Below are 13,683 nucleotides of genomic sequence, written 5' to 3'. Positions count from 1 at the left end.
TGGAGGCTAATAGCCTGTTTATGTTAAGGTTTAGTCCGTTTTACGCGGCCAGGTGAAGATCCAGATGAAGTCACTGTTCAGGCGTTCTCCCTCCAGCCATCAGGTCGGGATCCTGCTGGCCAGCGATCGCATTCTGCTGGCCTGCGTGGACCCCGTTCCCGTGTTTGCCAGCCAGCCTGTCAACGGCCCCCACGACTGGTCCAAGGCCCTGGCCGAGCTGTTTTCCCGGCACGGTCTGGCCAAGTCTAAGGTGCGGGTGGCCCTCGCGGCCAGCCTTTATCAGCAGATCCAGATCGACAAGCCCGCCGTCCCCGATGCCGAGATGGCGGGGGCCCTGCCCTGGGCCATCAAGGATTTCGTCAACGAGCCGGTGTTGCAGCTCGCCATGGATTATGTGGACCTGCCGACGCCCCCTGCCGGGCGTCCGCGCATCAACGTTGTCTGCATGCCCAAGAGCCGGGTGCAGCAGGTGGCGGATGCGGTCAACGGTGCGGCGACCCTAGAGGCCATCGTCAGTGACGAGCTGGCCATGACGGCCCTCTACGAGGCGGACCAGATGGTGCGCATGCTGCTCTGGCAACCCCGGGGGCAGGAGCTGCAACTGCTGGTCTTCCATCGGGGCGGACTCTGTTTCTCCCGCCAGTTGCGCGGATTTGCGAGCCTCACCGGCAGCCATGAGCCAGATGCCGACCAGCTCGACGCGCTGGCGCTGGAGATCCAGCGATCCATCGATTATCTGGCTGGCCATCTCAAGTTGCCCGAGCCCGGCCAGTTGCAACTGGCCATCGCCTCCTCCGCCATGGGGGTACTGGTGCGTCACCTGGAACAGACATTCGGTTTCCCGGTGTCGGCCATGGCAAACAAGGCGGTACTGGCAGGAGTCGAATACCTCAGTGCTTACGGCGCGGCCCTGGGCAGGAGCGACTGATGAAACACCATATCAACCTCTATGGCGCCGAATTCCGGCCAAGACGTCTGTGGGCCAGCCTGCCCCAGATGGCATTGGTCTGGGGCGGCGTCCTGGTGCTGCTGCTGGGGGCCACTCTCTTCTATGGCTGGCAACAGCAGGGCCTCGATCGTGAATTGGCTGGCGTGCGGGCACAGCTCGACGTGCAGCGCGGCGAGGCCAGGCGTCTCGATGCGGAGCTGGCGCGCCATCTGGCGAATGCAGACTTGCAGCGGCAACTGGCCGACAAGCGGGAAGAGCTGGGGGCCAAACAGGCGCTGCTGCAGCAGCTTGGCCACCTCTCCCTGCAAAAATCCCAGGGCTATGCGGGGGTGATGGCGGACCTGGCCCGCCTGCGGGATCCCCGCCTCTCCCTGCAACGGATCGAAATAAGCGACGGGCGCATCAACCTCGCGGGTGTGGCCGAACGCAGTCAGGACGTGCCCGCCTGGGTGAACCGCTTCAAACAGACCCCCTCCCTGGCGGGCAAGCAGTTTGGCGAGCTCACCCTGAGTCGGGACAAGGAGGGCCAGCTTGCCTTCCAGCTCAGTGGCATAGCGCGGGAGACTCCCTGATGGACATGAAGGCACAATGGCAGGGATGGGCGCAGCAGATCGCAGCCCTCAGCCTGCGTGAGCGGATCCTCATTCTGTTGACCGGGGTCGTGCTGCTCGGGGCCATGGGCATCTATGGCTGGCTGGATGACGCCGACACCCGGCTGGACCAGGATCGGCAGGCCCTGGCTGCGGCGCAGCGGGATCTGGAGATCCTGACCCTGGAAAACCAGGGCAAGCAGGCCAGGCTGGGGCGGGATCCCGATGCCCAGGTACGCGAGCAGCTCGCCGGCGTCGAGACTTCCCTGCGCCAGATGGATGCCGAGCTGCTGGCCCAGACGGTGGATCTGATCCCCGCCCACGAAATGCCCGCGGTGCTGGAAGCTCTGTTGTCCCGCTCCGCCAACCTGCATATGCTGGCGCTCACCTCCCTCAAACCCGAGCCGCTGATGGCCGGGGAGCAGAAGGTGAACCTGTTCAGGCACGGCATCCGGCTTCAGCTGGAGGGCGGCTATTTCGATGTCTACCAGTACCTGAAAGCGCTCGAAGCCCTGCCTCGCCACTTCTACTGGAAGGGCTTTGACTACCGGGTGGTCGAGCATCCCAAGGCGGCGGTAGCGATGGAGATCTACACCCTCAGCACCAGCAAGGAGTTCATCCGTGGTTAAGCGGCATGTCGGTGGGACGGGATCCCGCATTTTTGCCTTCTCATCCTGGCGCTGGCTGGCCCTGTGGGGGAGCCTGCTCGCGCTGCAGGCCCAGGCCGAGGTGCTGCAGGATCCCACCATGCCCCTGGCGGGATCCGGCTCGGCGGCGAGTGTCGCCAAGGAGGCCGGTCTGCCCAGGTTGCAGAGCGTCATCCTGGGGAGCGGGCCCGCCCTGGCGGTGCTCGACGGTCAAGCCTACCGGGTCGGCCAGCAGGTCAACGGATTCCGGCTGGTGGGGATCAGCGCCGACAGCGTGGTGCTGGAAAAAGCGGGCAAACGCCAGACACTGACCCTGTTTGGCAGCAAGATCCGGATGTGAAGTGGGTGTCGCACGGGATGGTGCGGGCCAGGTTTGTCGAGTTTCATAGCGAGTCAGGTGCACGAATAACATGAAAAAACACCCTTTTTGTCTGCTTCCCCTCGCGCTGGCGGTGGCGGGTTGCACTACCTATCGTCACCCCGAGCCGGTACAGGCCAAAGATGCACTCAAGCAGGCGATGAGCGAGCAGAGCCCGACCGCCCCCCTGACTTCCCTGCCGCCCTCGGTGCAGAGCGAGCTGTTGCAGCTCAATCGTCCCCAGCAGCCGATGACCATTCCCGAGAAGCGGATGCGCATCGCGGCCCATGACGTGGACGCGGTGGAGTTCTTCGGCTCCCTGTTCAAGGGCTCCCGCTACAGCGTGGCGGTCCATCCCGGTGTGGCGGGCGTCATTTCGGTAGAACTCAAGGACGTGACCCTGCAGGAGGCGCTGGCGACCGTCGGCGACATGTACGGCTTCGACGTACAGCGCAAGGGCAACGTGTTCCACGTCTATCCCGCCGGTCTGCGTACCGAGACCATTCCGGTCAACTACCTGATGATGGCCCGGCGCGGTCTCTCCCGTACCTCGGTGAGCACAGGCGGGGTGACGGCCAACGACAACAACAATGGCAATAACAACAACTTCGACAACGGCCTGAACAACAGCGGCAACAACAACAGCCAGGGCAACACCGCCAGCGGTGACAACAACACCAACAGCAACGGCACCCGCATCGAGACGGACAGCAACAACGACTACTGGACCGATCTGCGGGATTCCCTGCAGACCCTGATCGGCACAGGGGAAGGGCGGGCCGTCATCACCAGTCCCCAGGCGGGCCTGGTCACGGTGCGTGCCTATCCCAAAGAGCTCAAGGCGGTGCGCGAGTTCCTGGACCAGTCCGGCGAACACCTCAAGCGCCAGGTGGTGCTGGAAGCGCGGATCCTGGAAGTGTCCCTCAACGAGGGTTACGAGCAGGGGGTGGACTGGAGCGGCCTCTCCGCAAGCTGGGACGGCGGCAAGGGCATCACGGGGGGCGGCTCCCTCATGGACAGCCCCATCGCTTCGACCCCCAACCAGATCTTCCGGGCTCTGGGGGGCGGCGCCGGTTTCACCATCTCTGATGGCAACTTCAACGTCGCGGTCAGCCTGCTCAAGACCCAGGGGGACGTGAACACCCTCTCCAGCCCGCGCGTGACGGCCACTAACAACCAGAAAGCGGTGATCAAGGTGGGGACGGACGAATACTTCGTCACCAACGCCTCGACCACCACCACCACCTCGGGGACTTCGGCCCCCATCGTCACCCCGAACGTGGAGCTGACCCCCTTCTTCTCGGGTATAGCCCTGGACGTGACGCCCCAGATCGACGAGCAGGGCAAGGTATTGCTGCATATCCACCCCTCCGTCATCGACACCGAGGAGCAGAGCAAGACCATCAGCGTCGGCACCGCCGATCCCCTGGTGTTGCCGCTGGCCAAGAGCTCTATCCGCGAGTCCGATACCGTGGTGCAGGCCAACAATGGGGACATCATCGTCATCGGTGGTCTGATGAAGACCGACAGGCAGGAGATTGTCAGCAAGGTGCCCCTGCTGGGTGACATCCCCTGGGTCGGCGAGGCCTTCACCAACCGCCGGGAGAGCAACCGCAAGGTAGAGCTGGTGATCCTGCTCAAGCCCACCGTGGTGGAAAAAGACACCTGGCAGAAAGAGCTGCAACGCTCCTCCGAGCTGCTCGATAAATGGTATCCCCCCAAGGGCTGATCCGGGATGACGCGCCTGTTGAGCACTCCTTCTCCCATGTGGCGGCGCCTCCCGGCTGCCGCCAGTCTGCCCTGCCCGACGGCGGTGGCACCATGTCGCTGATCCGGGGCTGTCTGCGGCTGCGCGCCCTGGGCTCTGGCCGGGAGGGTGCATGTATCTGAGTCACTTCGGACTGCGGGAGGCCCCCTTCGGCCTGACCCCGAACACCGGTTTCTATTACGGCCTGCCCCCCCACGAGGAGGCCATGCAGGTGCTCAACTGGGCGCTCTCTCAGGGGGAGGGGTTCATCAAGGTGACCGGCGAGGTCGGCACCGGCAAGACCCTGCTCTGTCGCAAACTGCTGAGCGAGCTCGGCTCCGAGGCCTGCCCGGTGCGCCTGGCCTGGCTGCCCAACCCCCATCTCACTCCGGGGGAGCTGCGCACGGCCCTGGCCCTGGAGCTGGGGTTGACGCTGGCGGGGGAGAGCGAGCTGGATCTCACGGATCGTATTCACCGCCATCTGATCTCCCTGCATCGGCAGGGGAGCAGGGTGGTGGTGCTGATCGACGAGGCGCAAGCCCTGCCGGACGAGACCCTGGAGGCGATCCGGCTGTTTGGCAACCTGGAAACCGAATCCAGCAAGCTGCTGCAAATCGTGCTGTTCGGCCAGCCCGAGCTGGATGCCAGGCTCGGGCAGCCCCGTCTTCGCCAGTTGCGCCAGCGCATCGGTTTTTCCTACCGCCTGCGGCCGCTGCGGCTCGACGAGACCCGGGCCTATCTGGAGTACCGGCTGCAGGTGTCCGGTTATCGCGGGGCCGCCCTGTTCGATGGCCGCGCCCTGCGCAGGCTGTGGCGCGCATCCCGCGGCATTCCCCGTCTCATCAACATACTGGCGCAGAAGTGCCTGATGCTGGCCTATGGTCGCGGTGTGCGGCGGATCGACAGCGCCCTGGTCCGGCTCGCCATCCGGGATACCGATGATGCCCGCCGTGGCCGTCTCACCCTCTGGTGGCCTCTGTTGTTGTTGCTGGGCACCGCCCTGGCGTATGGAGTCTGGTCATGAGCGTGATCAATCAGATGCTGAAAGATCTGGATAGGCGTCAGCAAGAGGCCGAGGGAGCCGCCGTCTATGTGGCGCCGGTGCGCCAGCAAGGCTGGTGGATGCTGGTGCTGACCCTGCTGTGTACCCTGGCCCTGGGGATCCTCGGCTGGCGCACCTGGATCTTCTGGCAGCAGAGCCAGCGAGCCTCCCTGCCAGCGGCGCAGGTCGAGGTCCCCCGCACCGCACCTGCGGTGGCGCCATCCGCGCCCCTGGCGGTGGTGGCCACCACGCAGGCGGTCTCCTCTGCTGCGCCAGTGGCAAAGGTGCCCGCCGCCAGTGCCGAGTCGACCGCCGCGAGAGTGGCCCCCTCCGCAGCCGAGCAGGCTCCGGCCGATGAGGCCGTGCTCGCCGATGAGGGCAATCCGGAGGAAGCGCTGGGGGACGAGACGATCCCGAGCGACGAGGAGCTGCAGCCGGACCTCTATGCCGAGCTGGCCGCGGAGCAGAGCGCCGAAGAGGCGCCTGCACCCGCCGCGCCGCGCAAACCCGGGATCCTGAAGATCGAGACGGTGGAACTCTCCGACGCCGAGCTGGCCACCCTGGCCGAGCGCAAGGCGACCACGGCCATGGCCAAGGGACGGATGCAGGAGGCGCAGGATGGCTACTACGAAGTGCTGGCCCACGATCCCCACAACCAGGGGGCGCGGGAACAGCTGGCGGGCCTGCTCTATGGCGCCGGACGGCTGACCGAGGCCGCCCAGGTGCTGGAAGAGGGGCTGAGGTTGGATCCCGCTCAGGCGGACCTGCGTCTGCTGCTGGCCCGTGTGGCCATCAGCGGCGGGGATCGGCAGAAGGCGTTGGACTGGCTCACCGGCTATCAGCCCGATATTGCCAGCAATCTGGATTATTACGCCACCTGGGCCGGTCTTGCCCAGGAGCTGGGGCAGCCTGTCCAGGCGTCCGAGATGTACGTCAGGCTGCTGCGCCAGCAGCCGGATCAGGGGCGCTGGTGGCTGGGACTGGGGGTGGCGGAGGATGGTCAGGGACACCGTCAGCGGGCACTGGATGCCTATCGCAATGCCCAGTTGCACGGCAATCTGGGGGAGGCCTCCACCCAATGGCTCGAACAACGAATTGGCCAACTGACCCATTGATTAAAGCGGCAGTTCGATGAGCCCATGCCATCGGACCAGGCAGCGGGCGTGAAGCAACAGAGATCGGAGCAACAATGGCACAACCCAGACTGAAAATGCGCCTAGGCGACCTGCTGGTACAGGAACAGATCATCTCGGATGATCAGCTGCAGCTCGCCCTGCAGCAGCAGCGCCAGACCGGCCGCAAGCTGGGGACTACCCTCATCGATCTCGGCTTCATCAGCGAGGTGCAACTGCTGACCTTCCTCGCCCGTCAGCTGGATGTGCCCTTCTTCGATCTCAACAACCTCACCATCGACGTCTCGGCCGTGGCGCTGTTGCCCGAGGTGCAGGCGCGCCGCTACCGGGCGCTGGCCGTCAACCTGAGCGACGACAAGGTCACCGTGGTGATGTCGGATCCGGCGGATCTGAGCGCCCTCGACGCCATCGCTGCCCTGCTCAGCCCGCGGGAGCTGGTGCTGGCCGTGGCCCGTGAAGGCCAGCTGCTGGAGTATTTCGACCGCCTCTATCGCCGCACCCGGGAGATAGAGAACTTCGCGGTGCAACTGCACGAAGAGCACCAGGAGACCGGCTTCGAGCTGGGGGCCGGCAGCCTCAATGCCGCAACCGACGAGGGGGAGGCGACGGTGGCCAAGCTGCTGCGCTCCCTGTTCGAGGACGCGGTACAGGTGGGGGCCTCCGACATCCATATCGAACCGGACGAGAAGGTGCTGCGCATTCGCCAGCGTATCGACGGCGTGCTGCATGAGAACATCCTCAACGAGGTGCGCATCGCCCAGGCGCTGGTGCTGCGCCTCAAGCTGGTGGCCGGGCTCGACATCTCCGAGAAGCGTCTGCCCCAGGATGGCCGTTTCAACATGAAGGTGCGCGGCCGCGACGTGGATGTGCGGATGTCCACCATGCCGGTGCAGTATGGCGAGTCCGTGGTGATGCGGCTGCTGGATCAATCCTCCGGCATCTTGTCGCTCGCCGAGACCGGGATGCCGCCCGCCATCCTGACCCGCTTCCGTCGTCAGCTCAAACGTCCTCACGGCATGATCCTGGTGACGGGCCCGACCGGCAGCGGCAAGACCACGACGCTCTACGGCGCCCTCTCCGAGCTCAACCAGGCCAGCCACAAGATCATCACGGTGGAAGACCCGGTGGAGTACCGTCTGCCCCGCATCAGCCAGGTGCAGGTCAATCCCAAGATAGGGCTCACCTTCTCCCAGGTGCTGCGCTCCACCCTGCGCCAGGATCCGGACATCCTGCTGGTGGGGGAGATGCGGGACAACGAGACGGTGGAGATCGGCCTGCGTGGCGCCATCACGGGCCACCTGGTGCTGACCACCTTGCACACCAACGACGCCGTGACCAGCGCCCTGCGTCTCATCGACATGGGGGCGCCCGGCTATCTGGTGGCGAGCGCCCTGCGGGCCGTGGTGGCCCAGCGCCTGGTGCGGCGGGTGTGTGAACACTGCGCCTGCGAGACGGCGCCGGACGAGGGGCAGGCCACCTGGCTATCCGTGCTCTCCGGTGAAGCGCCGGGGCAGCATCGCTATCGCAAGGGGCGGGGTTGCCAGAGCTGCAACTTCACCGGCTACGCGGGCCGGATCGGGGTGTACGAGCTGCTGGAGCTGGATCAACCCATGATGGATGCCCTGCGCCGCAACGATGCCGAGGGGTTTGCCCGGGCGGCACGGGCGCATGAGCACTACCGCCCCCTGGCCCTGACGGCGCTCGACTATGCCCGCGAGGGGATCACCTCGGTGGACGAAGTGCTTCGGCTGGCCGAGGACCTGGGGTAACGCATGAGGCATCTGGATCGTACTGAATCATTCTTCCGGGGTCGCCCATGAACCGTTTTGCCTACAAGGGGCGTGACAGCCAGGGCCAGGCCGTCAGCGGCGTGGTGGAAGCGGTCAGCGAGCTGGCCGCCGCCGAGCAGCTGATGCGCCGCGGGGTGATGCCCACCGAGCTGAAGGCCGGCAAGGCCAGGTCTGCCAGCATCGACTGGTCGCTGCTGCTGGAAGGGAGCGTCAAGCTGGAGGAGCTGGTGGTCTTCAGCCGCCAGATGTATGCCCTGACCCGGGCAGGCATCCCTATCCTGCGCGCCATCGCGGGGCTGGAGGAGAGCGCCCACAGCAAGCCCCTCAAGCGGGCGCTTCACGCCCTGGGGGAGGATCTGGCCAACGGCCGGCCGCTGTCGAGCGCGATGCAGTCGCACCCGAAGGTGTTCAGCAGCCTCTTCGTGGCCATCATCCACGTGGGGGAGAACACGGGTCAGCTGGAGGAGGCCTTCCTGCAGCTCGCCAACTATTTCGATCTGGAGCTGGAGACCCGCAAGCGGATCAAGACCGCCATGCGCTACCCCACCTTCGTGCTGATTGCCATCGGCATCGCCATGGTGATCCTCAACATCATGGTGATCCCCGTCTTTGCCGGGATGTTTGCCAAGTTCGGGGTGGAGCTGCCGCTGGCGACCCGTATCCTGCTGGCCACCTCCCACTTCTTCGTTCACTACTGGTGGCTGCTGCTCGCCATCCTGGTGGGCGCCGTCGTCGGCTGGCGACGCTGGGTCGCCACCACCAAAGGCAGGCTGGCCTGGCACAGATGGCAGCTGCGGCTGCCCATCGTCGGCTCCATCATAGAGCGCTCCCTGCTTGCCCGTTTTGCCCGCAGCTTCTCCATGATGCTCAAGGCCGGCGTGCCGCTCAACACGGCGCTGACCCTGGTGGCCGACGCGGTGGACAACGCCTGGATGGCGGGACAGATCCGCGACATGCGGGGCGGCATCGAGCGCGGCGAGAGCCTGCTGCGCACCGCCGGCGCCAGCGGCCTGTTCACTCCATTGGTGATGCAGATGATCGCGGTGGGGGAGGAGACCGGCCAGGTGGACGAGCTGCTGCACGAAGCGGCCGAGTATTATGAGCGTGAGGTGGATTATGACCTCAAGAGCCTCACCGCCCGCATCGAACCCATCCTCATCGGCATAGTGGCGGTCATGGTACTGGTGCTGGCCCTGGGTATCTTCACTCCCATGTGGGACATGATGCGAGCGGTGCGGGGTCAGTCGTGAGTTATCTGTGCAACCAGCATCTTCACTCTCCCAATGGCGGGGAGATGATGCGGGCCGTGCGGGGCAAGTGATGCGATGAGCAGACAGTCCGAGCAGGATGAGCGCTGGCTGGGAGGCTACAGGCGGTTGATCGCCTGCATCCTGCTGCTGGTCATCCTTGCCACCCTGGCCCTGAGCTATCGCAATCACAGGGAAGAGGCGCTGGCCATCAGCGCCAGCCTGCTCGGTGAGCAGTTCGCACAGCGGGCCCAGCGCCTGCACGGACGCTGGCTCGACGAGCGGCGTCCGTCGGTGCTCCATGCCGAGGGCACAGCCTGGCAGTTCGATGAGCGGGGCTGGCCTCTGGCGGTGTTGCCGCGCCAGTCGCCATCGGCCGATTGCCGTCAGCTCTGGCTCGCCCTGCTGGGGCACGATGAGGGGCTTTCGTCCTGGCAGGCCCTTGCCAGCGAAGGAGGCGGCGGGTGTGATTTCGGCCAGGAAGGGCACTGGCTGCACTACAGCTTCACCGATGGCCGGGTGGTGGCCCTCCCCTGATTGGGTGCTTCAAGTATTTCATTGACATGATTTTTTTCTATCCGCATGAAATAATGCGGACCATTACGGAGGCAGCATGGCAGCAAAGAGAGTGAGACCCGTTCGGGCGCTTGGCCGGATGGCTGGTTTTTCCCTGATTGAGCTGGTGATCGTCATCGTGATCCTGGGGATCCTGGCCGTCACCGCCTTGCCCCGTTTTCTCGATGTGACCGACGAGGCGAAGAAGGCGAGCGTGGAAGGGGTGTCCGGCGGTTTTGCCACCGGGGTGTCCCTGGTGCGAGCCCAGTGGGAGGCCGAAGGGCGTGCCAGGCAGGATGGGCTCAACACCGTGCTCTATGACGGCTCGCGTTTCTATCTGACCACGCCGACCGACAGTCAGGTCAGCAATGGCGAGCTCTCTCCCGGGTATCCCATGGACACGGCGTCAAGCGGCACGCCCGATGTGGATCCGGCCAGCCTGACGGCGGCCCGCTGCCTCAATATTTGGGAGGGGTTGTTGCAGAATCCTCCCAAGGCTACTGCCCGTTTTGACGAGGTGCGCGGTAGCGGCAATGACCTGAAGTTCTATGCCACGGTGAGCAACAATGGACTGGATTCGGTCTGCCGTTACTATCTGGTCAACAGCCTGAGCAAGGGAAGTGATGGACGTTATCAGGACCCGCAAGGGAGCACGGATGCGTTCATGAGTTTCAGTTATCGCCCGGCCTCCGGCCAGGTGACCACCCATATCAATTGATAAACCGAGGAAAGACGTAATGAAAAAGCAATCGGGCTTTACCCTGATCGAACTGGTCATCGTGATCATCATTCTGGGCATTCTGGCAGTCACCGCCGCACCCAAGTTCCTGAATCTGCAGGATGATGCCAAGGCCGCTGCGGCACAGGGTGTACAAGCTGCACTGCAAAGTGCTTCTGGTCTGGTGTACAGCAAGGCTGCCTTGGAAGGTGTTGAGGCATCCTCTACCGTGAAGAATGTCTCTGTTGCTGGCGGTACTGTCACCACTCTGTTTGGTTACCCGACCGCAAATGCTGACGGTATTGTGAAAGCGGTCAGCCTGGACGGTTGGGCGATCAGTGGCGCGGGTTCTACCGACGCTGGTGGTATCGCAAAGTTCTATCCGACAAATACCAAGGGTGATGGTTGCTATGTTGTCTATACCGCAGCCACCTCCACCTCTACAGCGACGGCCGCTGTGTCAGGTTCTTTGGCAACCTGTAAATAACGTCTAGATGAACGGGGCATCTTAAGTTGCCCCGTTCATTTTTCATTTAATAGGGTCTTTATGCAGAAGGGTTTCACCCTGATTGAACTGGTGATCGTGATCCTGTTGCTCGGGATTCTGGCCGCCTTTGCCGTGCCCAAGTGGCTGGGCAAAGGCGGCTTTGAAACCCATACCCTGCGTGACGAGCTGGTGGCCCGGCTGCGGCTGGTGCAGACCATGAACATGCAGGAAGGGGACGCGCGCTGCACCCAGCTGGTGCTGGAGGCGGGGCGTTTTGGCCATCTGACCGGGGCGAGCTGTGCGCCTGCCCCCATTTCAGGCTGGCGTGGGGATGAGCAGAGTCGCGGGCGCCTGGTTCAGGCGTCCGGCAACCTGCAATTCTCCCCCCAGGGGACATTCCATTTCGACAAGCGCAGCGGCAGGCCCCTGTGGCCAGGCTGCATCAACGGCTGCGAACTGGCGGTCAGCAGCGGCCAGGAGAGTGCTCGGCTGCGCATCGAGCCGGAAGGCTATATCCATGCGATCCCCTAAGGCGCGCCGCGGCTTCACCCTGGTCGAGTTCGTGGTCGGCATCGTGCTGCTGGCCGTGGCGCTCACCGGCATCCTGGGGCTGCTTGTCAATCAGGCTCCCCAGGCGGTGGACCCGGTGCAGCAGGTACGCGCCGCCCAGCTCGCCCAGCGCATCCTCGGCGAGATGCTGGAGAAGTCTTTCGACGAGCATTCCGATCACAACGGCGGCCGTTTTCGCTGTGGCGAGACGGCCGGTGTGCCCGTCTTCACCTATCCCCCCTGCACGGCGAGCGCCGACTATGGCCCCGATGGTGGCGAGACCCGCCCCTACGGGTTCAACGACGTGGACGATTTCGACATGGCAGGCCGCTGGGTGGACGCCAGCTACTTTACCCAGGCCTCGGCCGCGAGCAGCGAGGAGGAGTATCGGCGCTACCAGGTGAAGATCGCGGTGGTGCCGGACACCCTCTTTGGCAGCACGGGGGAGGGGGTCGAGTCCATCGGCAAGCGCATCACCCTGACCGTGCGCCTGCCGGACGGGAGCGAGCTGGTCTTCGGCCTCTATCGGGGGAACTACTGATGGGCAAGCCACATTCCCGTGATGCCGTGTGGGAATACCCATGTGCCAGACTCGCCTGTTACCGCGTCCGACCCGGGCGTGAGGGGGGCTTCACCCTGGTGGAACTGGTGATGGTGATCCTGCTGCTCGGGGTGATGGCGACATTTTCCAGCCAGTTTATCGGCATCGGTACCCAGATCTACGGGGATGCCAGCCGCCGCGAGCAACTGATGAGCGATGCCCGTTTCGCCCTGGAGCGGCTCAATCGCGAGGTGCGCGACGCGGTCCCCGGCTCGGTGCGGGTCGAGGACGAAGGGGGCGGTGCCCAGGAGCAGGGGGCCTGTCTGCGGTTCTGGCCCATCGCTACCGCTGGCCGCTACCTGGAGACGGCGAGCAGCACCGTGCTTCGCATCGTCGAGCCTGTCACCATGCCGGCAAAGGAAGATACGGCCATCATCTATCCGCTGCCTGACACGACCTCTGGCAGTACCATCACGCTGGACAAGGGGTGTGTGCAGGGGCGTTGCACTGCCAGAGTGACCGAGGTAGGAACTCCCGTCTCCGGGGCCGTGCCGCTGACCCTGGCTGGTGCGCTCGCCAAGGACTCCCCGGGCCAGCGCATCTATTTTGCGAACCAGCAGGTGCTCTATTGCGTGAGAGGGGGCAGCCTCTGGCGCATGGCCAAGTCCCTGGACGACACCCTGAGCAGCAGCGAGACCACCCGGTTGATGGCGGAGCATATTCGTCCCGCCGCCTATTACTTCTATCGGGAACCCGCCGCCTTCAACCAGAGCGAGGTGGGGCTGCGACTGGAGTTCGAGCAGCGCGACGAGCACGTCGTCTTCCACCACAAGCTGGAGACTCTCAATGTGCCCTGACACTCCCACCATGGTGAGGTCCCAGCGGGGCAGCGCCATCCTGATCGCCCTCTTCGTCATCGTCATCATGGCCCTGCTGGCGGCGGCCATGGGGCGTTTCCTGGTGGACAGCAGCGAGAAGCATACGGTGGAGGTGCGCGGCGTGCGTGCCCTGATGGCGGCCCAGAGCGGGCTCGAAGTTGCACTGTACCGGCTCTATCCCAATGGGGAGTGGCAGGGGCAGGCCAGCCGGTGCGTCCCCATAGCGCTCGACTTCACCGAGCCCGGGCTTGCCGGGTGTCAGGCCAGCATCACCTGCAACAGGGTGACGGTGAGTGCGGCCGGAGGGACCCAGACCGGATACCGATTCAGCAGCGAAGGGCGCTGTGGCCAGCCCGATGCCGGCAGCGGCCCGAACCCCGATTTTGCCGTCAGCCGCACCCTGGTGGCGGAAGCCTTTGATGGAGCGACGCCATGAGCCCCCTGCCAAGGAG

17 protein-coding genes are annotated in these 13,683 nt (G+C 64.7%); all 17 read left to right on the top strand.

All coding sequences use genetic code 11. From position 1 onward, the window contains the following. Positions 1-64 precede the first annotated feature (64 nt). The 17 genes from OKC41_RS06665 to OKC41_RS06585 all read left to right on the top strand — a co-directional run bounded on the left by OKC41_RS06665 (position 65) and on the right by OKC41_RS06585 (position 13,667). Entirely contained in the window at positions 65-928 is an 864-nt protein-coding gene (locus tag OKC41_RS06665; RefSeq protein WP_041214302.1) for a hypothetical protein, read from the top strand. Beyond that, the gene (locus OKC41_RS06660; RefSeq protein ID WP_201894935.1) at positions 928-1,521 is read left to right on the top strand and encodes a PilN domain-containing protein; all 594 of its coding nucleotides are present in this window, start codon (positions 928-930) and stop codon (positions 1,519-1,521) included. Before OKC41_RS06665 ends, OKC41_RS06660 begins: the two co-directional genes overlap by 1 nt. Beyond that, positions 1,521-2,168 (top strand): MSHA biogenesis protein MshJ, encoded by a 648-nt coding sequence (locus tag OKC41_RS06655; protein WP_201894936.1) that lies wholly within the window; start codon positions 1,521-1,523, stop codon positions 2,166-2,168. The genes OKC41_RS06660 and OKC41_RS06655 overlap by 1 nt, the downstream gene beginning before the upstream one ends. A gap of 28 nt (positions 2,169-2,196) precedes the next feature. Next, positions 2,197-2,526, top strand: coding sequence for an MSHA biogenesis protein MshK (locus OKC41_RS06650; RefSeq protein WP_270671816.1), 330 nt, complete (start codon positions 2,197-2,199; stop codon positions 2,524-2,526). Between the two features lie 70 nt (positions 2,527-2,596). Continuing rightward, positions 2,597-4,273 carry a pilus (MSHA type) biogenesis protein MshL gene (mshL, locus tag OKC41_RS06645; protein ID WP_045522955.1) on the top strand — a complete coding sequence of 559 codons (1,677 nt, stop codon included), beginning with the start codon at positions 2,597-2,599 and terminating at the stop codon, positions 4,271-4,273. Continuing rightward, positions 4,252-4,434 (top strand): hypothetical protein, encoded by a 183-nt coding sequence (locus OKC41_RS06640; protein WP_141227152.1) that lies wholly within the window; start codon positions 4,252-4,254, stop codon positions 4,432-4,434. The genes mshL and OKC41_RS06640 overlap by 22 nt, the downstream gene beginning before the upstream one ends. Further along, positions 4,425-5,315 carry an ExeA family protein gene (locus OKC41_RS06635; protein WP_010672622.1) on the top strand — a complete coding sequence of 297 codons (891 nt, stop codon included), beginning with the start codon at positions 4,425-4,427 and terminating at the stop codon, positions 5,313-5,315. The genes OKC41_RS06640 and OKC41_RS06635 overlap by 10 nt, the downstream gene beginning before the upstream one ends. Further along, positions 5,312-6,448: a tetratricopeptide repeat protein gene (locus OKC41_RS06630; protein ID WP_270671814.1), complete on the top strand. Its 1,137-nt coding sequence runs from the start codon at positions 5,312-5,314 to the stop codon at positions 6,446-6,448. Before OKC41_RS06635 ends, OKC41_RS06630 begins: the two co-directional genes overlap by 4 nt. 74 nt (positions 6,449-6,522) lie before the next feature. Beyond that, complete coding sequence (mshE, locus tag OKC41_RS06625) at positions 6,523-8,235, top strand: MSHA fimbrial ATPase MshE (protein ID WP_069652318.1); 1,713 nt, start codon at positions 6,523-6,525, stop codon at positions 8,233-8,235. Between the two features lie 47 nt (positions 8,236-8,282). After that, positions 8,283-9,506 (top strand): type II secretion system F family protein, encoded by a 1,224-nt coding sequence (locus OKC41_RS06620; protein WP_257707427.1) that lies wholly within the window; start codon positions 8,283-8,285, stop codon positions 9,504-9,506. A 75-nt stretch (positions 9,507-9,581) separates the two neighbouring features. Then, entirely contained in the window at positions 9,582-10,040 is a 459-nt protein-coding gene (locus OKC41_RS06615) for a hypothetical protein (protein WP_266139911.1), read from the top strand. 76 nt (positions 10,041-10,116) lie between these two features. Next, positions 10,117-10,776, top strand: a complete 660-nt coding sequence (locus OKC41_RS06610) for a type II secretion system protein (RefSeq protein ID WP_049637307.1) — start codon at positions 10,117-10,119, stop codon at positions 10,774-10,776. Between the two features lie 19 nt (positions 10,777-10,795). After that, positions 10,796-11,263: a prepilin-type N-terminal cleavage/methylation domain-containing protein gene (locus tag OKC41_RS06605; protein ID WP_045522947.1), complete on the top strand. Its 468-nt coding sequence runs from the start codon at positions 10,796-10,798 to the stop codon at positions 11,261-11,263. A gap of 60 nt (positions 11,264-11,323) precedes the next feature. Continuing rightward, the gene (locus OKC41_RS06600; RefSeq protein ID WP_270671813.1) at positions 11,324-11,794 is read left to right on the top strand and encodes a prepilin-type N-terminal cleavage/methylation domain-containing protein; all 471 of its coding nucleotides are present in this window, start codon (positions 11,324-11,326) and stop codon (positions 11,792-11,794) included. Then, positions 11,781-12,353 carry a prepilin-type N-terminal cleavage/methylation domain-containing protein gene (locus OKC41_RS06595; RefSeq protein ID WP_270671812.1) on the top strand — a complete coding sequence of 191 codons (573 nt, stop codon included), beginning with the start codon at positions 11,781-11,783 and terminating at the stop codon, positions 12,351-12,353. The genes OKC41_RS06600 and OKC41_RS06595 overlap by 14 nt, the downstream gene beginning before the upstream one ends. Continuing rightward, positions 12,353-13,210 carry a type II secretion system protein gene (locus tag OKC41_RS06590; protein ID WP_270671811.1) on the top strand — a complete coding sequence of 286 codons (858 nt, stop codon included), beginning with the start codon at positions 12,353-12,355 and terminating at the stop codon, positions 13,208-13,210. The genes OKC41_RS06595 and OKC41_RS06590 overlap by 1 nt, the downstream gene beginning before the upstream one ends. Next, positions 13,200-13,667 carry an MSHA biogenesis protein MshP gene (locus OKC41_RS06585; protein ID WP_039040430.1) on the top strand — a complete coding sequence of 156 codons (468 nt, stop codon included), beginning with the start codon at positions 13,200-13,202 and terminating at the stop codon, positions 13,665-13,667. The genes OKC41_RS06590 and OKC41_RS06585 overlap by 11 nt, the downstream gene beginning before the upstream one ends. The last annotated feature ends 16 nt before the right edge of the window (positions 13,668-13,683 follow it).

Source organism: Aeromonas sp. QDB17, assembly GCF_027705305.1.
GTDB classification, from domain to species: domain Bacteria; phylum Pseudomonadota; class Gammaproteobacteria; order Enterobacterales; family Aeromonadaceae; genus Aeromonas; species Aeromonas caviae.
This window is presented reverse-complemented; position numbering and strand designations above follow the sequence as displayed.